24 protein-coding genes are annotated in these 22,235 nt (G+C 60.0%); 9 read left to right on the forward strand and 15 right to left on the reverse strand.

Annotated features, from left to right (window positions below):
* Window positions 1–2: 2 nt before the first annotated feature.
* Window positions 3–887, reverse strand: a complete 885-nt coding sequence (locus tag ABD013_RS13825; RefSeq protein ID WP_343806968.1) for a LysR family transcriptional regulator — start codon at window positions 885–887, stop codon at window positions 3–5.
* A 327-nt stretch (window positions 888–1,214) separates the two neighbouring features.
* Here ABD013_RS13825 and ABD013_RS13830 point away from each other — a divergent pair, with 327 nt between their 5' ends.
* From ABD013_RS13830 to fghA, 3 genes are all read left to right on the forward strand, one after another.
* On the forward strand, window positions 1,215–1,568 hold the full coding sequence (locus ABD013_RS13830; protein ID WP_343806971.1) for a RidA family protein: 354 nt from the start codon (window positions 1,215–1,217) through the stop codon (window positions 1,566–1,568).
* 142 nt (window positions 1,569–1,710) lie between these two features.
* On the forward strand, window positions 1,711–2,826 hold the full coding sequence (locus ABD013_RS13835) for an S-(hydroxymethyl)glutathione dehydrogenase/class III alcohol dehydrogenase (RefSeq protein WP_343806974.1): 1,116 nt from the start codon (window positions 1,711–1,713) through the stop codon (window positions 2,824–2,826).
* Window positions 2,827–2,990: 164 nt separating this feature from the next.
* Window positions 2,991–3,842, forward strand: coding sequence for an S-formylglutathione hydrolase (gene fghA, locus ABD013_RS13840; RefSeq protein WP_343806977.1), 852 nt, complete (start codon window positions 2,991–2,993; stop codon window positions 3,840–3,842).
* 40 nt (window positions 3,843–3,882) lie between these two features.
* Here the strand turns inward: fghA and ABD013_RS13845 are convergent, their stop codons facing one another.
* The 3 genes from ABD013_RS13845 to ABD013_RS13855 form a co-directional block, all read right to left on the reverse strand.
* Complete coding sequence (locus tag ABD013_RS13845; RefSeq protein WP_343806980.1) at window positions 3,883–4,434, reverse strand: cytochrome P460 family protein; 552 nt, start codon at window positions 4,432–4,434, stop codon at window positions 3,883–3,885.
* Between the two features lie 161 nt (window positions 4,435–4,595).
* Window positions 4,596–5,072: a peroxiredoxin gene (locus ABD013_RS13850; RefSeq protein WP_343806983.1), complete on the reverse strand. Its 477-nt coding sequence runs from the start codon at window positions 5,070–5,072 to the stop codon at window positions 4,596–4,598.
* A 77-nt stretch (window positions 5,073–5,149) separates the two neighbouring features.
* Window positions 5,150–5,527 carry a YacL family protein gene (locus tag ABD013_RS13855; RefSeq protein WP_343806986.1) on the reverse strand — a complete coding sequence of 126 codons (378 nt, stop codon included), beginning with the start codon at window positions 5,525–5,527 and terminating at the stop codon, window positions 5,150–5,152.
* Between the two features lie 76 nt (window positions 5,528–5,603).
* On the opposite strand from ABD013_RS13855, the gene ABD013_RS13860 reads away from it, so the two are divergent.
* Together ABD013_RS13860 and ABD013_RS13865 are read left to right on the forward strand one after the other, a co-directional pair.
* The gene (locus ABD013_RS13860) at window positions 5,604–6,950 is read left to right on the forward strand and encodes an ABC1 kinase family protein (protein ID WP_343806988.1); all 1,347 of its coding nucleotides are present in this window, start codon (window positions 5,604–5,606) and stop codon (window positions 6,948–6,950) included.
* Window positions 6,947–7,708, forward strand: a complete 762-nt coding sequence (locus ABD013_RS13865; RefSeq protein WP_343806991.1) for an SDR family NAD(P)-dependent oxidoreductase — start codon at window positions 6,947–6,949, stop codon at window positions 7,706–7,708. The genes ABD013_RS13860 and ABD013_RS13865 overlap by 4 nt, the downstream gene beginning before the upstream one ends.
* A 1-nt stretch (window position 7,709) precedes the next feature.
* Here ABD013_RS13865 and ABD013_RS13870 read toward each other — a convergent pair whose 3' ends face one another.
* On the reverse strand, window positions 7,710–8,078 hold the full coding sequence (locus ABD013_RS13870; protein ID WP_343806994.1) for a 3D domain-containing protein: 369 nt from the start codon (window positions 8,076–8,078) through the stop codon (window positions 7,710–7,712).
* A 116-nt stretch (window positions 8,079–8,194) separates the two neighbouring features.
* On the opposite strand from ABD013_RS13870, the gene ABD013_RS13875 reads away from it, so the two are divergent.
* Window positions 8,195–8,857 (forward strand): 2OG-Fe(II) oxygenase, encoded by a 663-nt coding sequence (locus ABD013_RS13875; RefSeq protein ID WP_343806996.1) that lies wholly within the window; start codon window positions 8,195–8,197, stop codon window positions 8,855–8,857.
* 32 nt (window positions 8,858–8,889) lie between these two features.
* Here ABD013_RS13875 and ABD013_RS13880 read toward each other — a convergent pair whose 3' ends face one another.
* The gene (locus tag ABD013_RS13880) at window positions 8,890–9,879 is read right to left on the reverse strand and encodes a serine/threonine protein kinase (protein WP_343806999.1); all 990 of its coding nucleotides are present in this window, start codon (window positions 9,877–9,879) and stop codon (window positions 8,890–8,892) included.
* A 172-nt stretch (window positions 9,880–10,051) separates the two neighbouring features.
* On the opposite strand from ABD013_RS13880, the gene ABD013_RS13885 reads away from it, so the two are divergent.
* Window positions 10,052–10,510 (forward strand): YbjN domain-containing protein, encoded by a 459-nt coding sequence (locus ABD013_RS13885; RefSeq protein ID WP_343807002.1) that lies wholly within the window; start codon window positions 10,052–10,054, stop codon window positions 10,508–10,510.
* Window positions 10,511–10,555: 45 nt separating this feature from the next.
* On the opposite strand, the gene gcvA is transcribed toward ABD013_RS13885, so the two are convergent.
* Window positions 10,556–11,452: a transcriptional regulator GcvA gene (gene gcvA, locus ABD013_RS13890; protein WP_343807005.1), complete on the reverse strand. Its 897-nt coding sequence runs from the start codon at window positions 11,450–11,452 to the stop codon at window positions 10,556–10,558.
* Window positions 11,453–11,572: 120 nt separating this feature from the next.
* On the opposite strand from gcvA, the gene ABD013_RS13895 reads away from it, so the two are divergent.
* Window positions 11,573–11,758 carry an RSP_7527 family protein gene (locus ABD013_RS13895; protein WP_343807008.1) on the forward strand — a complete coding sequence of 62 codons (186 nt, stop codon included), beginning with the start codon at window positions 11,573–11,575 and terminating at the stop codon, window positions 11,756–11,758.
* Between the two features lie 35 nt (window positions 11,759–11,793).
* Here ABD013_RS13895 and ABD013_RS13900 read toward each other — a convergent pair whose 3' ends face one another.
* The 8 genes from ABD013_RS13900 to tkt form a co-directional block, all read right to left on the reverse strand.
* Window positions 11,794–13,185: an HD-GYP domain-containing protein gene (locus ABD013_RS13900; protein WP_343807011.1), complete on the reverse strand. Its 1,392-nt coding sequence runs from the start codon at window positions 13,183–13,185 to the stop codon at window positions 11,794–11,796.
* 57 nt (window positions 13,186–13,242) lie between these two features.
* Window positions 13,243–14,121 carry an EamA family transporter gene (locus ABD013_RS13905; protein ID WP_343807014.1) on the reverse strand — a complete coding sequence of 293 codons (879 nt, stop codon included), beginning with the start codon at window positions 14,119–14,121 and terminating at the stop codon, window positions 13,243–13,245.
* Between the two features lie 67 nt (window positions 14,122–14,188).
* Window positions 14,189–14,611 (reverse strand): hypothetical protein, encoded by a 423-nt coding sequence (locus tag ABD013_RS13910; RefSeq protein ID WP_343807017.1) that lies wholly within the window; start codon window positions 14,609–14,611, stop codon window positions 14,189–14,191.
* Window positions 14,612–14,624: 13 nt separating this feature from the next.
* Window positions 14,625–14,900: a hypothetical protein gene (locus tag ABD013_RS13915; protein ID WP_343807019.1), complete on the reverse strand. Its 276-nt coding sequence runs from the start codon at window positions 14,898–14,900 to the stop codon at window positions 14,625–14,627.
* Between the two features lie 316 nt (window positions 14,901–15,216).
* Window positions 15,217–16,281 carry a class II fructose-bisphosphate aldolase gene (gene fba / locus ABD013_RS13920; protein WP_343807022.1) on the reverse strand — a complete coding sequence of 355 codons (1,065 nt, stop codon included), beginning with the start codon at window positions 16,279–16,281 and terminating at the stop codon, window positions 15,217–15,219.
* Window positions 16,282–16,314: 33 nt separating this feature from the next.
* On the reverse strand, window positions 16,315–17,481 hold the full coding sequence (locus ABD013_RS13925; RefSeq protein ID WP_343807026.1) for a phosphoglycerate kinase: 1,167 nt from the start codon (window positions 17,479–17,481) through the stop codon (window positions 16,315–16,317).
* A 35-nt stretch (window positions 17,482–17,516) separates the two neighbouring features.
* Window positions 17,517–18,536 (reverse strand): type I glyceraldehyde-3-phosphate dehydrogenase, encoded by a 1,020-nt coding sequence (locus tag ABD013_RS13930; RefSeq protein WP_343807029.1) that lies wholly within the window; start codon window positions 18,534–18,536, stop codon window positions 17,517–17,519.
* Between the two features lie 54 nt (window positions 18,537–18,590).
* Window positions 18,591–20,585, reverse strand: a complete 1,995-nt coding sequence (tkt, locus tag ABD013_RS13935; RefSeq protein WP_343807032.1) for a transketolase — start codon at window positions 20,583–20,585, stop codon at window positions 18,591–18,593.
* Window positions 20,586–20,870: 285 nt separating this feature from the next.
* Between tkt and metK the strand changes: the two genes are divergently transcribed.
* The gene (gene metK / locus ABD013_RS13940; RefSeq protein ID WP_343807035.1) at window positions 20,871–22,061 is read left to right on the forward strand and encodes a methionine adenosyltransferase; all 1,191 of its coding nucleotides are present in this window, start codon (window positions 20,871–20,873) and stop codon (window positions 22,059–22,061) included.
* Window positions 22,062–22,235: the final 174 nt, after the last annotated feature.

Raw genomic sequence — 22,235 nt, forward strand, 5'->3', positions numbered from 1 at the left:
GATCACCAGGGCAGGCCGTCGCTGAAGCGTTCGATCAGGAAGTCACACAACAGCTGCAGCCGCGGCGAGCGCTGCCGCGCCTGTGGATAAACCAGCCAGACACCGCTGAACGGGTAGCGGTACTGCTCCAGCATGGAGATCAGCTCGCCGCGTTCCAGCGCCGGCTCCACGTAGTAGTCGGGCAGCTGGGCAATGCCCAGCCCCTTGGTCACCGCATCCAGCAACGCCGGGCCTGAATTGGAGCGCCAGTTGCCGCTGACTTTCAGCTCGCGACGCTGGCCGTTCTCGCTGAACAGCCAGAAGGTGTTGGAGCCGAGCAGGCAGTTGTGTTGGCCCAGTTCGGACAGGGTATGCGGCATGGGGTGGCGCTGCAGGTAGTCGGCGCTGGCACAGAGATACTCGCGCCGGCCACAGAGCCGCCGCGCCAGCAGCGAGGAGTCCTTCAGGGAGCCCATGCGCACGGCCAGGTCGTAACCCTCTGCGATCAGGTCGGTCTGGCGATTGGTCAGGTGCAAGTCGAGGCTGATCTTCGGATACTGCAGCATGAAATCATTTAGCTGCGGGGCCAGAAAGCGCTCGCCGAAGGTGGTGGCACAGGTGACGCGCAATTTGCCCGAAGGCTCGGACTGGAAACTGGCCAGCTCCTCCTCGGCCGCGGAAAAGCCGTGCAGCAGTTCGCGACAGTGCTGGTAGTAATGCTCACCCGCCTCGCTGAGGCGAAACTTGCGCGTGGTGCGGTACATCAGCGGGGTGCTCAGCTCCGCCTCCAGGCGCGACACCAGCCGGCTGATATGCGAGGGCGACACCTTAAGCTTCTGCGCGGCGGCCGAAAAACTGCCCTGCTGCACCACTTCGACGAAGGCTTCAATGGCATCCCAGTTACGCATGCTGACTCCTGTTGGTGCTGTCTGACAGGCTTTGCAGCCGCATTGTTGTTGAACAACAATAATGTACAGAATTCTGGGATGTTCTGCCGCAGAATACCGTCGACGAGCGTCAATCCGGCACGCCAGCGAGCCCCCAAAACATGAGATCAGCCGCCACCAAAGCCACCGATACAGAAAAATCTCCTGCAAACGCGGCAAAATCTCATATTAAACAGCCAAACATATCGGTTAAAACTGTGGAAAATATATGTCGTTTTCCATGAACCGGTGCCAGCAGGTGACCGTCCGGATTTTTACCCAACATTTTTACCTAACAAGGAGCCATCCATGTCGATTGAACGCATCCACTCTACCGACCGCATGAGCCGTATCGTCAAGCACAACGGCACCGTTTACCTCTGTGGCCAGACCGCCGGTCAGGCTGAATGGGATATCGCCGAGCAGACTCGCCAGTGTCTGGCCAAGATCGAAGGCCTGCTGGATGAAGCCGGCAGCAGCAAGGCATCCATGCTGTCCGTGACCATCTACATCCGTGACATGAAGGACTTTGCTGCCATGAACGAAGTCTGGGATGCCTGGGTGGCTGACCTGCCCAAGCCGGCCCGCGCCTGTGTTGAAGCGCGCATGGCACGCCCGGAGATTCTGGTGGAGATGACAGTCACCGCTGCTGTGGAAGACTGATCGCCCCCGGCCTGTGGATAAACCGCAGGCCGCCTCCCTCCCGATTATTGCAGCTCAGCAAAAATACTTTTCAATTGGTGCCATTATCACTGGCGCCCACCGGGTCTAGACTGTGTTCAAACTGAATACAGGAGACCCCATCATGAAATCACGCGCTGCCGTTGCCTGGAAAGCAGGTGCCCCTCTTACCATCGAAGAAGTAGATGTTCAGGGCCCGAAAGCGGGCGAAGTGCTGGTTCGCATCGTTGCGACCGGCGTCTGCCACACCGATGCCTTCACCCTGTCCGGTGCGGATCCGGAAGGGATCTTCCCGTCGATCCTGGGCCACGAAGGTGCTGGCGTCGTGGAAGAAGTCGGCCCGGGCGTGACCACGCTGAAGCCGGGTGACCACGTCATTCCGCTGTACACCGCCGAGTGTGGCAAGTGCAAATTCTGCCTGTCCGGCAAGACCAACCTGTGTCAGGCCGTGCGCGCCACCCAGGGCCAGGGCCTGATGCCGGACGGCACCAGCCGTTTCTCGCTGAACGGTGAAACCATCTATCACTACATGGGCACCTCGACCTTCTCCGAGTACACCGTGGTACCGGAAATTTCGCTGGCGAAGATCAACATCGACGCGCCGCTGGAGAAGGTCTGCCTGCTGGGTTGTGGTATCACCACCGGTATCGGTGCGGTACTTAATACAGCCAAGGTTGAACCGGGCTCCACCGTGGCGATCTTCGGTCTGGGCGGCATCGGCCTGTCCTGCATCCAGGGTGCCCGCATGGCCGGTGCCGAGCGCATCATCGCCATCGATATCAACGAAGACAAGTTCGAGATGGCTCGCCAGTTCGGCGCTACCGACTGCGTCAATCCGAAGGACTACTCCGACCCGATCCAGCAGGTGATTGTCGATATGACCGACGGCGGCGTGGACTATTCCTTCGAATGTATCGGTAACGTACAAGTGATGCGTTCGGCACTGGAGTGCTGCCACAAGGGTTGGGGCGAGTCGATCATCATCGGCGTGGCCGGTGCCGGCGAAGAGATCTCCACCCGTCCGTTCCAGCTGGTCACCGGTCGCGTCTGGAAAGGCTCCGCCTTCGGTGGCGTCAAGGGCCGCAGCCAGCTGCCGGGTTACGTTGAGGACTACATGAACGGCAAGATCGAGATCGATCCGTTCATCACCCACACCATGGGACTGGAAGACATCAACAAGGCGTTCGACCTGATGCACGAAGGCAAGAGCATCCGCTCGGTGATTCTGTTCGATCAGTGATTTAGCACCCAACTTTGCAGGCGTGGGGCGGACATTGTTGATCGACCGTATGGCGCCATGGACGGCGCCATCGAGCCCCCAGGGATGGGTTTACGGCGTGTCGAGCAACAGTGTCCGCACCTAAGCCCACTCCAAAGCAAAACACATCGATCAAGGAGAATCTCATGTCACACGCAGCTCCCGAGCTGATCGCCAGCAACAAATGCTTCGACGGCTGGCTCAAGCGCTACAGGCACAGCTCCGCGGCGACCGGCACGGAGATGGTCTTTGCCATCTACCTGCCGCCGCAGGCACAGACTCAGCCAGTACCGGTACTTTACTGGCTCTCCGGCCTGACCTGCACCGACGAAAACTTCATGCAGAAGGCCGGTGCCCAGCGCATCGCGGCCGAACTGGGCATCGCCATCGTCGCGCCGGACACCAGTCCGCGCGGCACCGATTTCCCAACCGAGCATGACAGCTACGACTTCGGCTCCGGTGCCGGTTTCTACGTCAACGCGACGCAAGCGCCCTGGTCGGCCAACTATCGCATGTACGATTACGTCACCGACGAGCTGCCGGCGCTGATCGAGCAGCACTTCCCGGTGACCGACAAGCGCGCCATCAGCGGCCACTCCATGGGCGGCCACGGTGCACTGATCTGTGCGCTGAAGAACCCGGGTCGTTATACCTCGGTGTCAGCATTTGCGCCGATCAGCAACCCGAGCAACTGCCCCTGGGGCGAGAAAGCCCTGACCGGCTATCTGGGTGAGGATCGTGAAGCCTGGAAGGCCTGGGACAGCTGTGAACTGATCGCTACGGCAACAGAGCAGCTGCCGATTCTGGTCGATCAGGGCGAGGCGGATGACTTCCTGTCCGAGCAGCTGAAGCCCGAGGCGCTGCAGGCCGCCTGCGAAGCAGCGGGTCATCCGCTGGAGCTGCGCCTGCGGCCCGGTTACGACCACAGCTACTTCTTCATCGCCAGCTTCATCGAAGACCATTTGCGCCATCATGCCAGGGCACTGATGGCCGGCTGAAAACAGCACCGGTCGTGACTCCCGTACCGGTGCATCCTCGCTACTTGTAGCGATCGTGGTTGAAGACGAAGTCACCACCCTCGGCTGCCCGGTGGCAGGCGATACAACCGGTCTGCATCCCCTTGGCCACCCGCCCGGCCAGCGGCATGCCCTTGGGGTTTTTCATCACGTTGCCACGGGCATCGTATTTGACGTAGAACCAGTCACGATTATCGGCATCGTAGCCGGGCTCCCGCTTGAGCATGATGGTGACCGCCTGCAGATAGCGTTCGGGGTCGTTGATCACATCATCCACCGAGATACCGTCACCGCCATAGTTGCGTTTGACGATCAGAGGACCGGTATGGCCGTGCAGAGTAACCGGTAGCTCGATCAGTTCCAGAATCATGCCGTGCGGTGCTACCCCCTTGTATGGACGCGTCATCACGGCATTGTCACCGGCCAGCCCCTTGTACTCCATCAGTGCCCAAAGGGATGTAGCCATCTCCATGTCGGCCTGATTACCAAAGGGTGCTTCAGCCGATGCCGGAACAGCCAGCCCCAGTGAACCACCCAGAACCAGTGCCGAGATCAGTGTGCGTACAGGTTTCATGTTGCCTCCCGCCTGTGAGTTTGGTCAGCTCCCAGATAGACCTGAAAGTGACTTCAGTATTATTCGGCGGGGACAGTTGTGCCGGTCGTTTTCAGACCGATTTGTTATGAGGGTTAGCGTGGGGGTTACAAGGGGGCCACGGCAGCGGCCCCCGGGAAGGCTCAGAGCGCGGCCAGAATGGTCTCGGCGCTGCTCTTGTCGATGCCCTTCGCGTCCACATTCAGCAGTTCAACGACACCGTCATTGACGATCATCGCATAGCGCTGGCTGCGCTTGCCGAACTGGATGCCGGACAGGTCCTGATCCAGCCCCATGGCGGCGGCGAACTCACCGATACCGTCGGCCAGCATGGTGATCGCTTCGGCGTTCTGCGCCTTGCCCCAGGCATCCATGACGAATACATCGTTGGCGGCGGTGCAGATGATGCTGTCCACGCCCTTGGCCTTGATCTCGTCCGCCTTGACCACGAAGCCCGGCAGGTGGGTCATGGAACAACCCGGAGTGAAGGCGCCCGGCACGGCGAACAGAACCACTTTCTTGCCGGCGAAAAGATCCGCCGTATTGACCGCTTCCGGTCCTTCCGCGCCCATCACGCGCAGTTCTACATTGGGAATGCGATCACCGATCTGAATGCTCATGCTGTGCTCTCCATGGAGTCTATAGTTGACTGATTCACTCAGGATTGTAGCAGCAGATAATCAGGCTTGCCTATCGCTCAAACGGCCAGATACTCGATCCAGCCACGCAGCAGACCGATAAAGTCCTCCAGCCCCGCTTCACAGGCCTCGTCCGCCAGGCCGAAACCATCTTCCAGTTCGTCGATATCACCCTCGGCCTGCAGCCAGACACGAGCGCTGTCACTGTCCAGTTGCACACTCAACTCGCTGCCGTGCCAGTCAAACTGGCCACGGCGCTCGGCCAACAGCCGCTCCGCCTGCTGCAACACCTGTTGCGCCTGGGGCCTATTCTCGCCCAGCTCCTCGCTGAGCCAGCGACCGAATAGCGCCTGCTCCATCTCGACCACCGCTTCCGGCTGATCATAGAGATCACGCCTGAATTCATATTCCACGTTTTGCCTACCTCGATCATGCATCTGTTCGCGCCTCACGCGCGTAACAAGTTGAGCATAATACATCAGCAGCACCCCGGCCGGATGCTCAGGAGACCCCATGACCCCGCCAGATAACAAGAACCGCCGCTCCGCGACTGTGCCGAGCAGCCGCCTGTCCCGCATGGCCAGTCTCACCGGCCTGGCCGGGAGGGTTGCCGGTAACCTGGTCACCGAGGGCAGCAAGCAATGGATACGCGGGCAACGCCCGGCCCTGTCGGAGCTGCTGCTCAGCCGCAGAAATCTGGAACAGGTTGCCGACCGGCTGGCCCGGATGCGCGGTGCCGCGATGAAGCTGGGCCAACTGATCTCCATGGACTCGGGCGTCCTGCTGCCGCCGGAGCTGGCGCAGGTACTTGAGCGGTTGCGCGAGGATGCCGTGATCATGCCGGCGGCTCAGCTGGTCACGGTGCTGGAGCAGAACTGGGGCAGCAACTGGGACCAGCGTCTGGCCCAGTTCAGTTTCGAGCCGATTGCAGCGGCCTCCATCGGCCAGGTTCACCGGGGGCGGACCCGCGAAGGCCGCGACCTGGCGATCAAGATTCAGTACCCCGGCGTGCGTCGCAGTATCGACAGCGACATCGACAACGTGGTGTCGCTGCTGCGACTCAGTGGCCTGCTGCCGCGCGATCTGGATATCGACCCGTTGGTCGCGGAAGCCAAGCATCAGCTGAAGCTCGAAACCGACTATCAGCACGAGCAGAAGCAACTGCTGGCATATGACCTTGCCCTTCAGGACGGCTTCCGCCACTACCAGGCACTTGCTCTGCCGGGCGTCGATACACAGAATTCTACAGAGCAGATCCTGTGCATGGATTATCTGGCCGGCACAGGACTTAAATCGGTTGCCGCACAGCAACCAACCCTCAAGGACCATATCCCGACCTTGTTGCTGGAGCTGTTCTTCTGCGAGCTGTTTCAGCTGCGCTGCGTACAAACCGACCCCAACCCGGCCAACTACCAGTACAGTCTGGAACGCAACCAGCTGATCTTGCTGGACTTTGGTGCGGTTCGTCACTTCACTGCCGACTTTGTCCACCACTACCACGGCGCCATCTGCGCCGCCACCGATCGCAATGCCCCGCAACTGGTCGAAGCACTGGAGGCACTGGGTTTTTTCAGCCAGCAGCATGATGCTGCCAATCGACAGGTAGTGCTGGATATTTTCATGGAAGCGACCGAGCCCCTGCGCACCTCCGGTGGCTATGATTTTGGTCGTTCCGACCTGGCTCGTCGCATTCATGAGCAAGGCATGGCGATCAGCAGTGATCCCGAAGCCTGGCACACACCGCCGGCCGATGTACTCTTCCTGCATCGCAAGATGGGCGGTCTGTTCATGCTGGCGGCTCAGCTGGGCGCCCGTGTGGATGTGCAGCGCATCTTCAGTCATTACCGGGAGCTGCCATGAGCCTGCTTACTTCATTCGAACAACCGATCAACGCGGTGCTTATCGGCGCCAGTGGCGGGATCGGTCAGGCCCTGCTGCAAACGCTGCTGGATGATCCATCCGTAGCACGGGTGTACGCCTTTTCCCGCTCCAGCCCTCAACACGCGGCTCATCTGGCCTCCCGCTATCCGCAGCAGCTGAGCTTTCACCGCATCGACCTGAATGAAGAGAGTTCTATCGCCGCCGTCGCAGAGCCGCTGAGCGGAGCCCGGCCAAACCTGGTGCTCGTGGCCAGTGGCCAACTTCACAGCGAAACTGCGATGCCGGAGAAAAGCTGGCGCACCCTGGCAAGCGATCACTTTCACCAACAGATGCAGATCAATGCTCTGGCACCGGCTTTACTGGCTAAGCACTTGATTCCATTGATACCGAAAGATCAGCGAGCCGTCTTTGCCGCCCTGTCAGCGCGGGTCGGCAGCATCAGCGACAACCGCCTGGGCGGCTGGTACAGCTACCGCGCCAGCAAGGCGGCACTGAACATGCTGCTGCGCTGTACCGCCATCGAAGCACAACGCCGCTGGCCTCATCTGGTGGTGGCCGGGCTGCACCCCGGCACGGTGAATACATCCCTGTCGCAGCCCTTCCATTCGCGGGTGCCAACAGACAAGCTCTTTACCCCGGCGTTTGCTGCCGCATCAGTGCTGCGCGTGCTGAACGGACTGACGCCGGATCACAGCGGCCGGACATTTGCCTGGGACGGCCAGGAGATTCCAGCCTGATTCAGTCTGCCGCCGCAGGCACCCAGCGAATTTCCACCTCACGCACCCCCCACTCCCGTGCGGCCGCAATATCTTCACCCATGTAGATATCGATCTTCTGCGTCCAGCGCTTGTGCATCTTGTCCAACACCCGGTATTGCCCGGGCAGGCCTTCGATCTCGATCAGGGTATTGTGGGTCAGGCCTGCCTTGATCAGGTCACGCGACACGGCGACGGCTTTCATGCCCGGCTTGAGGGTGTCGCCCCAGGCCGCCAGCGAGGGTTGTGCATTGGTCTGTGCAGCTACCGAATTGTAGGCGCTGGCCTGCACGTTCAGGGTGCGCACCTCTGGTAGCGCCTCACTGCAACCCGCCAGTGAAAACAGCACCATTGGAAACAACCACTTAAAAGGAGAAGAAAACATTTATCACCATAATGTAAACTTTTTCGTGACAGATCACGTTTTTGGCAGTATATATCATCATCCTATATTCGGAGGATGCATGCGTGTATTCACCCCCTGAACTCGCCCTGGATCTGCAACAGGGCCTGTATGACCAGATCGCCGATGCTCTGGTCGACACCGGCTACATTATCCTGCCTTCAGCACTGCCGGAAACACTGACCAACGAGCTTTACCAGCACCTGCAGGCACACAGTGCACAGCAGTTTCAACGTGCCGGCGTCGGCCGTGAGCAGGACCACCAGCTGCACGGCGGTATCCGCCGCGACGAGATCCGCTGGCTCGGGCGCCAGCAGCCCGTCGAAGCCGAGTACCTGAACTGGATGGAAGAGCTGCGTGAAGGGCTGAACAGACGCCTGTTCATGGGCCTGTTCGACTACGAGGCCCATTTCGCCCACTACCGCACCGGCGCCTTTTACAAACGCCACCTGGATGCCTTTCGCGGACAGACCAACCGGGTGCTGACCACCGTGCTCTACCTGAACCCGGACTGGGACGCAAAACAGGGCGGCGAACTGCTGATCTGGCCAGAGCCAGACAGCGACAGGGCCATCGAACAGGTGGTGCCGCAGATGGGCACACTGGTGATCTTCCTCAGCGAGCAGTTCCCCCACGAGGTCCTGCCGGCTGCTACCGACCGCTACAGTATTGCCGGCTGGTTCAGGGTCAACACCAGCATCAACAACCAGATCGACCCGCCGCACTGATCCGATGACACTCTGCCGCCTGCCGCTGCCCGCTAGAGCAGCTGCAGCGGCGGCTCGCGCAGGGCACTCAATTGCTCACGCAGCTGAAGGACATGCTCGCCCCAGTAGCGTTCGGTATTGAACCAGGGGAAGTTGTGCGGAAACGCCGGATCTTCCCAGCGCCGCGCCAGCCAGGCACTGTAGTTGAGCATCCTCAGGGTGCGCAGCGCCTCGACAAGATGCAGCTCACGCGGGTCGAAGTCGGCAAACTCGTTGTAGCCCTCTATGACCTCGGATAACTGCAGTTGCTGCTGTTGGCGGTCATCACCGGTGAGCAGCATCCACAGGTCCTGGATCGCCGGCGCCATGCGCGCATCGTCGAAGTCGACGAAATTGGGCAGATCATCACGCCAGAGGATATTGCCACCATGGCAGTCGCCATGGACACGGATCTGGCGGACGTTCCCCGCGTCGCGGTAGCACTGCTCAATCCCCGCCAGCAGGTCGGCGGTCAGGCTGGTATAGGCTTCGCGTAGCGAAGACGGAATAAAGTCACGCGCAATCAGCTCGATGCTGTCCCGACCGTAGCTCTGGATATCCAGCACCGGGCGAGCCTTGAACGGATGCATGGCACCGACCAGATGGATACGCCCCAGCGTATGTCCCAGTCGATACAGGTGATCGGGATCCCCCAGCTCCGGCGCACGGCCGCCACGGCGCGGATACAGGGAAAAACGATAGGCACCGAAATGGAACAGGCTGTCGCCCTGCTTGTTGCACAGCGGCGCGACCACCGGCAGCTCCTGCTCGGCCAGCTCAAAACAGAACTGGTGCTCCTCCAGAATCTGCGCATCGGTCCAGCGCCCGGGACGGTAGAACTTGGCGATCAACGGTTCACGCTCATCCAGTCCCACCTGGTATACCCGGTTCTCGTAACTGTTCAGCGCCAGGATGCGACCGTCACTGAGATAGCCCAGCGACTCGACCGCATCGATGACGGCATCGGGAGTGAGCTGGTAGAACGGCTTGCTGTTGTCCGACATGACGCACCTGCATTGTGAAGAAACGCCTATTCTAGCGCCGCTCGCCCATGGGGCTCCAATACTTCGCCCCGTCGTTTCAATCTGAGTGTAATCAAGGATGGACCCAATCGGGGTATCCTGTCATCGCCGCATGCGCAATAATGGCGTTAGACATCAACACATGGAGCGACTGATGAAAGCGATACCGACAATGCTGCTCGCAGCAGGCCTGAGTGTAGCCAACGTACAGGCAGAACCCCTGGTTGACGCCACCAACCCGGAAACACTCGTCCAGCTGGTACGGGGGTTCGGCTCCGCGACTCTGGAAAAGGACGACTATGGTGATCCACTGATCACCGGACGCATCGACGGCAGCAAGTACGGCATCTACTTCTACGGTTGCGACAACAACCGTAATTGTAATGACGTCCAGTTCTCCGCCGCCTGGTCCGGCTATGACGTATCCATGCGGCGGCTCAACGAGTGGAACAAGACCAAGCGCTACGGCAAGGCTTATCTGGACGAGGACGGTGATCCCAACATCGAGCTGATCGTCAACCTGAAGTACGGCGTCAGCCGCGACAACTTTGACGACACCGTCGACTGGTGGATGCTGACCATGAAAGAGTTCAAGCAGTACATCGACGAATAAAACTGACCCGAGTTATCCGAGGCGGCTTCGCTGCCGCCTCACGCCTCAGAGCTGGTCCTGCTGCATTTCCTGCAGCATCCAGTCCCGGAACGCCTCCATGCCGTAGGTCAGCTGACGCTTCTCCTGATACACCAGGTAAAACCCCTTGGGCTTGTCCAGGGTGATATCGAACGGCACCACCAGCTGCCCCGAATCCAGCTCGCGCTGTACCAGCGCCCGATCCGCCAATGCCACGCCAATGCCCTCGATCGCCGCTGATACCGCCAGCGCGGTACTGGAGAAGGACATGGTGCGTGTCAGACCGGTGGCCCGCACGCCCAACTGGTTCAGTATCTGCTGCCATTCCTGACGCCGCCCAGTGACGTGAATCAGCGTCGTGTTCAGCAGATCACCGGGCTCCTTCAATCCCTTTTCCATCAGTGCCGGATTGCACACCGGGGTCGACACCAGGTGGCGCAGGAAGTGGATATCCACCCCCTTCCAGTCACCTTCACCGTAATAGACCGCCATGTCAGTATCCGAGTGCTCGAAGTCGACATAGCCAGTGGTGGCGCTGAATCTCAGCTCCACATCGGGATACTGCTCCTGGAAGCGGGAGATACGCGGCACCAACCAGCGACTGAGAAACGCCGGCGCGACACTGATGTTGACGGCACTGAGATTCGGCGAGGTCATCAGCCGGCGAGTCGCGCTCTCCACCTCGTCCAGCGCCAGCTGGATAGACGGCAGGTAGCGCTCACCGGCCGCCGTCAGGCTGACCTGGCGACGCTCACGTCGAAACAGCTTCAAGCCCAAGAATTCCTCAAGTGACTTGACCTGATGACTGATCGCCGAAGGCGTGACGCAGAGCTCTTCAGCGGCCTCGTTGAAGCTCTGGTGGCGGGCGGCAGACTCGAAGCTGCGCAGGGCATTAAGTGGCGGAAGACGACGGATGACCGGCACTCCTGTGACTGTTTAGTTTTTTTCAACTATAGCCTGAAAATCTATCCTTTGTCGCCTGTCTTTTTAGACCTTAGTATTAGCCCTGTAAATTAACTGCCCAATAAGGAGCACTACTCTAAAATGTCCGACTTCAATCGCATGGTAATGACACAGAATGGTCTGGTAGACGTGGATTACTATGTTGAACAGGCTCGCCGCGAGCGCGCTGAATTCATCATGAACGGCATCAAGTCACTGGTGAGCGGCATCGTCCGCATGATCAAGCCCCGCCGCCCGCTGGCCGGCGCTTCAGCACTGGTACACTGAGTAGACGCTGGGGCGGAATCGCGTATTTCGCCCCTTCAGTCGACTGTCTCCAGCACCCCTGCCTCTGTATAAACCTCCACTTTGACCAACACCTGCTGCAGCGCTTCATAGCAGCGTTCATCAATCGCGGCATGCAGACTTTCAGCCATCATCTCCAGCGCCCGGTGAACCGGTATCGCGCCCCTGTAGGGCCTTTCGGCCGTGATTGCATCGAAGATATCCGCCGTGGTGATGATTCGGGTCTCCAATGAGATTTGTTCATCCCTGAGCCCACGTGGATAGCCCTTGCCATCCAGCCTCTCATGATGAGCGCCCGCGACCTGAGCCAGCTCATCAAACGCGCCGATACGTGACAATATCTCTTCCGTGAAGCGAGCATGGTTCTGTACCTGCTGCCACTCCTCATCATCCAGCTTGCCCGGCTTGTCCAGAATACTATTGCTGACGCCCAGCTTGCCGATGTCGTGCAACAGGGCCGCTCGCCGCAACCAACGTCGCCGCGCAGCCGGCAGCCCCAATTGCTCGGCAATCAAGTCGGTGTATAGCGCGACACGTTCACTGTGCCCCGCCGTATAGGGGCTCTTGGCATCGACCACCTGGCCAAAGGCTGCCGCGATACGATCCAGACAATCATCGTCGATCGCCCACTCATGCTCTGCCGCAGGCAACTCCAGTACGCGCTGCATCAGCTCATCACTGGCCAGGGTACGCCAGAACGCGGAATCTTCTGCAACGCACTCCAGCGCTTCAACCAGCACCGGATCAAACCAGCGTCCGCTGCGTTCACGTGCCTCGGCCAGCGCTGCTTCCGGACCGGCAGCGGTATGAAAGACATCCACCACCTGCGCCAGCAGGGCGATACGGGAATAGAGAGGAATCTCTGCTGCGACCAGCCCCTGAGGACGACCGCTGCCACACCAGTGTTCGTCGAGGCTGTGAATACCGGCCGCTACGGCTTCATTGAACCCCAGCTCCCGTGCAATCCTGGCACCGCGCTCACACCGGGTCTGAATCAGCTCGGTCGCCAGCGCATCGCCGTCACGCACAATATTCAGCAGCCGCCTAAAGCTTTCAGCGATACCCTGGTCCCTGCCAGTGTGCTTCAACAGAAAGCGCACCACCTGCCCCAGACTACCGTTGACCCATTTGAAGTCGCGCTTGAAACTCAGGTCGTCGGTGCCGTAAAGCTCACAGATCCGGGCGGCATTACTGCTGCAGCCAAGATCCTTGAGCAGCAGGGTGTAATAAAGCTCCCAGCGGGCAGCGGCATCCAGTTCAAGCTGATCCGCCAGCCGCATACCGATCCAGCAACAACGCATGCAGTGACCCGGCGGCTGGCCTTCCGTCATGTCGAGCGCATGGGACAGCGCGCTGATCAGTTCGGACAGTTTCAACCCGCTGCGACAGCTGTTGTGCCAACGTTCCATCCTAACCTCCTGTTCAAGAGCCTCAACCAAGCTATAGGCGATTCAATGGCAATTGGATCATGCCCATCGAGCGCCTGCTTTGAACCAGCGCTGCCAGGCTGCATTGAGCCAGATCGAGGCCAGAATCACGGCCCCGCCGATCAGCAGCCGTGTCAGGTCTGCCTCCCGGTTCCAGATCAGCAAATTGACCACCAGTCCCGCCGGGATTAGTGCATTGTTCATGATGCCCAGTGTGCCTGCATCCACCTGGGTGGCGCCGCGGTTCCAGAAAAAGAACCCCAGCCCCGAGGCCACCAGACCCAGCCAGGCCAGTACGCCCCAGTGCAGCCCGGTCTGAGGCAGCTTGTCCGGGTTGCCCAGCAGCAGCCAGGCCGGCAGCACCAGCAGGAAGGCCCCGATGAAGAAGAAGCCGAAGCTGTGCCAAGCCTGACGTCCGCGGTGTTCATAGTGCCGGTTCAGGTGGGCATAACCGACCTGACCGGCTGCAAACGCCAGATTGGCCAGTTGCAGCAGCAGAAAACCGCGGATGAAGTCGTCGCTGACCTGCTGGTAGCGAATGATGGCGGCACCGATCACCGCCACCAGCGTCGACACCAATGGCGCCAGGCTGAAACGGCGCTGCAGGGCATTGTCGATCAGCGCCACGTACAGCGGCGTGAAGATGGTAAACAGCAGTACCTCGGGCACGCTGAGGAATTCGAAGGAAAGATAGAGGCAGATGTAGGTCAGGCCAAACTGCAATGCCCCCACCCCCGTGATACCGATCATCAAGCCGGTCGGCAACCGCGCAGGACGCAGCAACGGCAGAAAAAGGGCACCGGCCAGTAGCACGCGGGTCAGCACGGCAAAATAGCTGTCGACCTGCCCGGCCAGGTATTCGCCGATCAGGCTGAACGAAACGGCCCACAGCAGGGTGACCGCAATCAGGTAGGGCATGGGGGAAATCCTTGCAGCTGCGAAAGCAGCCTAGAATACCCTGTCTGCCCTTTGGCGACACTGCCGTTTAGAGGATCAGCGGTGCGGTCGTCCCCCCATGCTGATCAGGCCTGTTCAGCGCCAGATACTGGTCAGGTGTCAGTACCAGCGCCTGATCCAGCTCCACCTCGAGACCGGCCTGCTGCAGCAACTGTTCCAGCTGCTCCCGGTTCGGTCGACCTTCAAAACTGATCTGCCGGCTCTCGTCCGGGCTGCCGGCGTCCGCGCGATGCCCGCCGGGCAGGTAGATCGTGCCGTTGCTGAAATCCACGGCGAAGGCGATCACGCCCGGTACGAAGAAGAACAGCAGCCCCAGCCCGTCCAGTACGGCTACGCCGGGGTCAATGCGGCCACTGACCTGCCCCTTGCGTTCGGGGTGCATGATGGTGCCGCAGCCACTGAGCGCCAACGACAATGTCAAAATGGCGATACCCGCTCTGGTACCCGTCATGGTGAAGACCTCCTCAACTTTGAGTGTCGGTGATCAACGCTTCGGCATAGGGCTGCAGCTGGCTCAGTTGCGGCCCGTCGAGCTCCTCCGCCGGCAGCAACACCTCCGACTGCTGAACGGTCAATGGCGCGATCACATGGGCACGCGCACTGGGATTGAGCACATGGGGCTCTTCATCCGTGGTCAGGATCACCAGACGCGGTTCACTCTTGAACAATAGCGGTTTCAGGGCTTCCGGCAACCCGATCACCGCCAGCATAACGGTCAATACCAATGTAAGACGTACCATACTGCTTACTCCTTTCTATGACAGCTGCCATACCCAATCAAACGCCGTGCCAAAAATAAAAATACTGATTAAAAACAGAATGTTAAAAACAATTTTTTTGGCTCATCGCGGGTTAAGGCCTGAGCGGCCAAGGAAAGGAGCAAAAAAGTGTCGCCATTCGCCTGATTCATCCTGCATTCATTTTTTCAATTAATAAAAATCAACAACTTACATGGTCTTTAAACGGCGACATTTGGAAAGACCCATGTAATAGGCAAAAAAAACCCGGCACGGGCCGGGTGGGCCTGTGCCGGGTTTTCGGATATGAAACGCTCGATCAGTTGATCTTGGCGTCCAGCTCACCGGTCATGTAACGCTCGGACATGTCTTCCAGCGAGATCGCCTTGATCTTGCTGGCATGGCCGGCGGTACCGAAGGCTTCATAACGGGCGATGCAGATTTCGCTCATCGCCTGCATGGTGGCCTTGAGGAATTTGCGCGGGTCGAACTCGGACGGGTTTTCCGCCAGGAAACGACGTACGGCACCGGTAGACGCCAGACGCAGGTCGGTATCGATGTTGACCTTACGCACACCGTACTTGATGCCTTCAACGATCTGCTCAACCGGCACACCGTAAGTTTCCGGGATCTCACCACCGAACTGGTTGATCACGGCCAGCCACTCCTGAGGCACAGAAGAGGAACCGTGCATTACCAGATGGGTACCCGGGATGCGATCGTGGATCGCCTTGATGCGATCGATCGCCAGGATGTCACCTGTCGGCGGCTTGGTGAACTTGTAGGCACCGTGAGAGGTACCACAGGCGATCGCCAGGGCATCCACGTTGGTGGCCTTGACGAAGTCAGCCGCTTCGTCCGGGTCGGTCAGCATCTGGTCGTGGGTCAGGATACCCTCGGCACCGATACCATCCTCTTCACCGGCCTGACCGGTTTCCAGGGAACCCAGGCAGCCCAGCTCGCCTTCTACGGACACACCGCAAGCGTGCGCCATTTCAACGGTACGACGGGTTACGTCGACGTTGTATTCATAGCTGGCCGGGGTCTTGCCGTCTTCACCCAGGGAACCATCCATCATTACGGAGGAGAAACCCATGGCGATGGAGCGCTGACACACAGCCGGGCTGGTACCGTGGTCCTGGTGCATGCACACCGGCACATCCGGAAACTCTTCGATCGCGGCCAGAATCATGTGACGCAGGAAGTTGGAGCCCGCGTACTTGCGCGCACCGGCAGAGGCCTGAACGATCACCGGCGAGTCGGTCTTGGCCGCCGCTTCCATGATCGCACGCATCTGCTCCAGGTTGTTGACGTTGAACGCCGGAATGCCGTAGCCATATTCGGCGGCATGGTCCAGCAGCTGACGCATGGAGATCAAAGCCATGGTTTCACCCTTTGAATTGGTTAATCAAAAATCTTACTTGGCTGCACGTTCTTCCAGAACCGCAACGGCCGGCAGTACCTTGCCTTCCACGAACTCCAGGAAGGCGCCGCCGCCGGTGGAGATGTAGGAGATCTTATCAGCGATGTCGTATTTATCCACCGCGGCCAGGGTGTCACCACCACCGGCGATGGAGAAACCGGCGCTGTCGGCGATCGCCAGCGACAGGGCCTTGGTGCCTTCACCAAACTGATCGAACTCGAATACACCGACCGGACCGTTCCAGATGATGGTACCGGCGCTGGTCAGCAGACCGGCCAGGTTCTTGGCAGACTCAGGACCGATATCCAGGATCATCTCGTCTTCGGCCACATCGTCAGCAGACTTGATCACCGCTTCCGCGGTCTCGGCGAATTCCTTGGCGACAACAACATCCACCGGCAGCGGAATATCAACCTTTTCCATCAGCGCCTTGGCCGCCGGAATCAGGTCGTGTTCGCACAGGGACTTGCCCACCGGCTTGCCGGCAGCGGCCAGGAAGGTGTTGGCGATGCCGCCACCGACGATCAGCTGGTCGCACTTCTCGGACAGGGCATTGAGCACTTCCAGTTTAGTGGAAACCTTGGAGCCACCGACGATCGCCGCCATCGGGCGCGCCGGGTTATCCAGCGCCTTGGCCAGCGCATCCAGCTCGTTCGCCAGCAGAGGGCCTGCACAGGCCACCGGTGCGAAACGGGCAACACCGTGGGTCGACGCCTGGGCGCGGTGGGCGGTGCCGAAGGCATCCATCACGTAGACGTCACACAGCGCGGCCATCTTCTGGGACAGTTCTTCGTTGTCTTTCTTCTCGCCCGCGTTGAAGCGAACGTTTTCCAGCAGAACCAGCTCACCCTCTGCCACGTCGAAGCCGCCGTCCAGCCAGTCCTTGACCAGCGGAACCGGGCGCTGCAGCAGTTTGCTGATGTGCTCGGCGACCGGTGCCAGCGAGTATTTCTCTTCGTATTCGCCTTCAGTCGGACGCCCCAGGTGAGACATCACCATTACCTTGGCGCCGGCTTTCAGTGCCACTTCGATGGTCGGCAGGGAAGCACGGATACGGGCGTCGGAGGTCACCTGACCATCCTTGACCGGGACATTGAGATCTTCACGGATCAGCACGCGCTTACCGGCCAGATCCAGATCAGTCATCTTCAAAACGCTCATCAGAGGGATTCCTGTTTCTTGTTTGAGTCTGTTATTCAGTCATTGAGGCGCAGCCAGTACCGGGAGATATCCAGCATCCGGTTGGCAAAGGCCCATTCATTGTCGAACCAGCACAGCAGCTTCAGCAGCCGCCCCCGGGACACCCGGGTCTGGGTACCGTCCACCACCGCCGAACGGGGGTCGGTATTGAAGTCCACCGACGCATGCGGCTCTTCGGTATAGCCCAGCAGCCCGGCCAGCTCGTTGTTCGCCGCCGCCCGCAACATGGCGTTAACTTCAGCCGGGTCGGTATCCTGCTGCAGATTAACCGACAGATCCATTAGCGAAACGTTGATCGTCGGCACCCGGACATGCAGGCACTCGAAGCGCCCGGCCAGGTGCGGCAGCAGACGGTCGATCCCCTTGCTCAACCCGGTATCCACCGGCACGATCGACTGCATGGCACTGCGCGCCAGACGCAGATCGCTGCGGTGATAGCTGTCGATCACCGGCTGATCGTTCATCGCCGAGTGGATCGTGGTGGTGACGCCACTATCAATGCCGAAATGGCGATCCAGCAGATCCAGCACCGGCACCACGCAGTTGGTGGTACAGGAGGCGGCCGAGGCGATGCGGTGTTCAGCCCTGAGGCTGTCTTCGTTGTAACCGAAGATCAGAGTCGCATCGATATCGGGCTGCGCCGGGTGCGAATAGAGCAGCCGCTGCGCGCCGCTGGCCAGATGCCGCTCGGCATCGGCGCGGGTCTTGAACGCACCGGAGCATTCCAGTACCAGATCCACACCCAGCTCACCCCAGGGGATCTGCTCAGGCTCTGCCTGGCTCAGCACACGGATACGGTCTCCGTTGATCAGCAGGGCTTCGCCGTCGTTATCCACGGGCTTGGGAAAACGACCATGGGTCGTGTCATAGCGGGTCAGGTAGGTGAGCGTATCCAGGTCCGACAGCTCGTTGATGGCGACCACCTGCAGCTCGGACTCCAGTCCGCGCTGGTAGATGGCACGCAATACACCTTGCCCGATACGGCCATAGCCGTTAATCGCGATTCGATAACTCATTCAGAAATATACCACCGGGCACACGAGGTGCCCGGCTGATTGTCTGGCAGGCTGTTACAGCAGGCCTTCAACCGTGCTGACAACGTTGTCGACGGTGAAGCCGAACAGCTTGAACAGCTCACCGGCCGGTGCCGATTCACCGAAGCTGCGCATGCCAACGATGGCACCGTTCAGGCCGACGTACTTGTACCAGAAGTCAGCGTGAGCCGCTTCCACGGCAACACGTGCGGTGACCGCTGCCGGCAGAACCTGCTCCTTGTAAGCCGCATCCTGCTTGTCGAAACGCTCGGTACAGGGCATGGACACCACGCGTACCTGCTTGCCCTTGGCGGTCAGCGCTTCAGCCGCTTCAACCGCCAACGATACTTCGGAACCGGTGGCGATCAGGATCGCATCCGGGGTACCGGCACAATCGCGCAGGATGTAACCACCGCGCTCGATCGCAGCGATCTGGTCGGTATCGCGGTTCTGATGCGGCAGGCCCTGACGGGAGAAGATCAGCGAGCTCGGACCGTCGTTACGCTGTACGGCAGCTTTCCAGGCGACACCGGATTCCACCGCATCACACGGACGCCAGGTTTCCATGTTCGGCGTCAGACGCAGGTTGGCGATCTGCTCAACCGGCTGGTGGGTCGGGCCGTCTTCGCCCAGACCGATGGAGTCGTGAGTGTAGACGAACAGCGCGCGCTGCTTCATCAGAGCCGCCATGCGTACCGCGTTACGGGCATATTCCATGAACACCAGGAAGGTCGCACCGTACGGGATGAAGCCGCCGTGCAGGGCGATACCGTTCATGATCGCGCTCATGCCGAACTCGCGTACACCGTAGTGGATGTAGTTGCCGCTGGCGTCGTCGCGGGTCAGACCCTTGGAGCCGGACCACAGGGTCAGGTTGGAACCGGCCAGGTCAGCGGAGCCGCCCATGAATTCCGGCAGCATCGGACCGAAGGCTTCGATGGCGTTCTGAGAGGCTTTACGGGAGGCGATGGTGTCGCCCTTCTCGGCCACCTGAGCAATCCAGGCATCCGCTTTCTCACCGAAGTCATCCGGCAGTTCGCCAGACAGACGACGCAGCAGTTCTTCCGCCAGTTCAGGGTAGGCCGCAGTGTAAGCGCTCAGACGTTCATTCCACTCGTTCTCGGCGTGGGCACCGGCTTCACGGGCGTCCCAGTCAGCGTACAGCTCTTCCGGTACTTCGAACGCCGGGTGCGCCCACTGCAGCGCATCGCGGGTCAGTGCGATCTCGTCGTCGCCCAGCGGCGCGCCGTGGCAATCTTCCTTGCCCTGCTTGTTCGGAGAACCGAAACCGATCACGGTCTTGCAGCAGATCAGGGTCGGCTGCTCGCTGTTGTCGCGCGCCTGCTCGATCGCTTCACGAATCTGGTCGCTGTCATGACCGTCGATGCCACGGATCACCTGCCAGCCGTAAGCCTCGAAGCGAGCCGGAGTATCGTCGGTGAACCAGCCTTCCACTTCACCGTCGATGGAGATGCCGTTGTCATCCCAGAATGCAATCAGCTTGCCCAGCCCCAGGGTACCGGCCAGCGCACAGGCTTCGTGAGAGATACCTTCCATCAGGCAGCCGTCGCCCATGAAGGCGTAGGTGTAGTGATCGACGATGTCGTGACCTTCGCGGTTGAACTGTGCCGCCAGCGCCTTCTCGGCAACCGCCATGCCCACCGCATTGGTGATGCCCTGGCCCAGCGGGCCGGTGGTGGTTTCAACACCCGGGCAGTAGCTGTATTCCGGGTGACCAGCGGTTTTGCTGTGCAGCTGACGGAAGTTTTTCAGGTCATCGATGTTGACGTCGTAACCGGTCAGGTGCAGCAGGGAGTAGATCAGCATGGAACCATGGCCGTTGGACAGCACAAAGCGGTCACGGTCATACCAGTGCGGGTTGCCGGGGTTGTGTTTCATGAAGTCGTTCCACAACACTTCGGCAATATCCGCCATGCCCATGGGGGCACCCGGGTGACCGGATTTGGCTTTCTGTACGGCGTCCATGCTCAATGCGCGGATGGCATTGGCAAGTTCTCGGCGAGAGGACATCAATCTACTCCTGGGGCTGGACCCAACCTGAGGTTTACGGATTCGGGAAATTAAGGGGGCAATTTTCACCCAGATGGCGACCGGCTTCAAATCCAAAAACGCAAATAGAGCGTTTTTCATGTGCAATACGCAAAATTTTCAAGCAAAAAGCCATTCGGCGTTATGCAAGGAGCACAGGCTGGCGTTAAAATAACCGGTTTTAGACAACACTATCTAAACCTTCAGCCCGGCCCGCTCCTGATGCGTAATGGCCGAGCCTGACCCTGTGTGAGGATTTTTCCCGGAATGAGCGAATACAGCCTGTTCACCTCCGAGTCCGTGTCCGAGGGACATCCGGACAAGATTGCCGACCAGATCTCCGATGCCGTACTGGACGCGATCATCGCAGAAGACAAGTATGCCCGTGTTGCCTGTGAAACCATGGTCAAGACCGGCGTGGCGATCGTTTCGGGTGAAATCAGCACCTCGGCCTGGATCGATCTGGAAGAGCTGGTCCGTGGCGTGATCTGCGACATCGGCTACACCTCTTCCGATGTCGGCTACGACGGCGAAACCTGTGGTGTAATCAACATCATCGGCAAGCAGTCCGTCGACATCGCCCAGGGCGTTGATCGCAGCCGTCCTGAAGATCAGGGCGCAGGCGACCAGGGCCTGATGTTCGGCTACGCGTCCAACGAAACCGACGTACTGATGCCGGCGCCGATCACCTTCTCCCACCGTCTGGTGGAGCGTCAGGCGGAAGCACGCAAGTCCGGCCTGCTGCCCTGGCTGCGTCCCGATGCCAAGTCCCAGGTGACCTGCCGTTACGAAAACGGCCAGCCGGTGGCGATCGACGCGGTGGTTCTGTCTACACAGCACAACCCGGACGTCTCCCAGGCGGACCTGCAGGAAGCGGTACAGGAGCTGATCATCAAGCACGTGCTGCCGGCTGAACTGCTGCACAAGGGCACCCAGTACCACATCAACCCGACCGGCAAGTTCGTGATCGGCGGCCCGGTGGGCGACTGTGGTCTGACCGGCCGCAAGATCATCGTTGATACTTACGGCGGCATGGCTCGTCACGGTGGCGGCGCCTTCTCCGGTAAGGACCCGTCCAAGGTAGACCGTTCCGCCGCTTACGCCGGTCGTTACGTAGCGAAGAACATCGTCGCTGCCGGCCTGGCCGACCGTGTCGAGATCCAGGTGTCCTACGCCATCGGCGTGGCCGAGCCGACCTCGGTATCGATCAACACCTTCGGCACTGGCAAGATCAGCGATGACAAGATCATCGAACTGGTGCGCGAGCACTTCGATCTGCGTCCGTACGCGATCACCCGCATGCTCGACCTGCTGCACCCGATGTACCGCCAGACAGCGGCGTATGGCCACTTCGGTCGCAACCCGTTCGAGATGACCGTGGGCAACGACACCTTCATGGCCTTCCCCTGGGAAATGACCGACAAGGCTGACGCCCTGAAGGACGCTGCAGGCCTGTAACAACCCCAGGTCCTCGCGTATCGCGCGCGAGGCGCGCTCCTGCAGCATGCTGATGTGACTGCTGTAGGAGCTTGCCTCGCAAGCGATCTGTCTCTGACCACCAACAACCTTCACCCATATCCCCCACCGCCACGCGATCACTGCTCGCTTCACTGGCATCCCCGGCAGTCCATA

Source organism: Marinobacterium maritimum (genome assembly GCF_039523155.1).
In the GTDB taxonomy this organism is placed as follows: domain Bacteria; phylum Pseudomonadota; class Gammaproteobacteria; order Pseudomonadales; family Balneatricaceae; genus Marinobacterium; species Marinobacterium maritimum.

Coding starts and splice junctions, on each gene's coding strand:
- ABD013_RS13825 (WP_343806968.1), bottom strand. CDS start 887: ATGCGTAACTGGGATGCCATTGAAGCCTTCGTCGAAGTGGTGCAGCAG.
- ABD013_RS13830 (WP_343806971.1), top strand. CDS start 1,215: ATGTCGATTGAACGCATCCACTCTACCGACCGCATGAGCCGTATCGTC.
- ABD013_RS13835 (WP_343806974.1), top strand. CDS start 1,711: ATGAAATCACGCGCTGCCGTTGCCTGGAAAGCAGGTGCCCCTCTTACC.
- fghA (WP_343806977.1), top strand. CDS start 2,991: ATGTCACACGCAGCTCCCGAGCTGATCGCCAGCAACAAATGCTTCGAC.
- ABD013_RS13845 (WP_343806980.1), bottom strand. CDS start 4,434: ATGAAACCTGTACGCACACTGATCTCGGCACTGGTTCTGGGTGGTTCA.
- ABD013_RS13850 (WP_343806983.1), bottom strand. CDS start 5,072: ATGAGCATTCAGATCGGTGATCGCATTCCCAATGTAGAACTGCGCGTG.
- ABD013_RS13855 (WP_343806986.1), bottom strand. CDS start 5,527: ATGCATGATCGAGGTAGGCAAAACGTGGAATATGAATTCAGGCGTGAT.
- ABD013_RS13860 (WP_343806988.1), top strand. CDS start 5,604: ATGACCCCGCCAGATAACAAGAACCGCCGCTCCGCGACTGTGCCGAGC.
- ABD013_RS13865 (WP_343806991.1), top strand. CDS start 6,947: ATGAGCCTGCTTACTTCATTCGAACAACCGATCAACGCGGTGCTTATC.
- ABD013_RS13870 (WP_343806994.1), bottom strand. CDS start 8,078: ATGGTGCTGTTTTCACTGGCGGGTTGCAGTGAGGCGCTACCAGAGGTG.
- ABD013_RS13880 (WP_343806999.1), bottom strand. CDS start 9,879: ATGTCGGACAACAGCAAGCCGTTCTACCAGCTCACTCCCGATGCCGTC.
- ABD013_RS13885 (WP_343807002.1), top strand. CDS start 10,052: ATGAAAGCGATACCGACAATGCTGCTCGCAGCAGGCCTGAGTGTAGCC.
- ABD013_RS13895 (WP_343807008.1), top strand. CDS start 11,573: ATGTCCGACTTCAATCGCATGGTAATGACACAGAATGGTCTGGTAGAC.
- ABD013_RS13900 (WP_343807011.1), bottom strand. CDS start 13,185: ATGGAACGTTGGCACAACAGCTGTCGCAGCGGGTTGAAACTGTCCGAA.
- ABD013_RS13905 (WP_343807014.1), bottom strand. CDS start 14,121: ATGCCCTACCTGATTGCGGTCACCCTGCTGTGGGCCGTTTCGTTCAGC.
- ABD013_RS13910 (WP_343807017.1), bottom strand. CDS start 14,611: ATGACGGGTACCAGAGCGGGTATCGCCATTTTGACATTGTCGTTGGCG.
- ABD013_RS13915 (WP_343807019.1), bottom strand. CDS start 14,900: ATGGTACGTCTTACATTGGTATTGACCGTTATGCTGGCGGTGATCGGG.
- fba (WP_343807022.1), bottom strand. CDS start 16,281: ATGGCTTTGATCTCCATGCGTCAGCTGCTGGACCATGCCGCCGAATAT.
- ABD013_RS13925 (WP_343807026.1), bottom strand. CDS start 17,481: ATGAGCGTTTTGAAGATGACTGATCTGGATCTGGCCGGTAAGCGCGTG.
- ABD013_RS13930 (WP_343807029.1), bottom strand. CDS start 18,536: ATGAGTTATCGAATCGCGATTAACGGCTATGGCCGTATCGGGCAAGGT.
- tkt (WP_343807032.1), bottom strand. CDS start 20,585: ATGTCCTCTCGCCGAGAACTTGCCAATGCCATCCGCGCATTGAGCATG.
- metK (WP_343807035.1), top strand. CDS start 20,871: ATGAGCGAATACAGCCTGTTCACCTCCGAGTCCGTGTCCGAGGGACAT.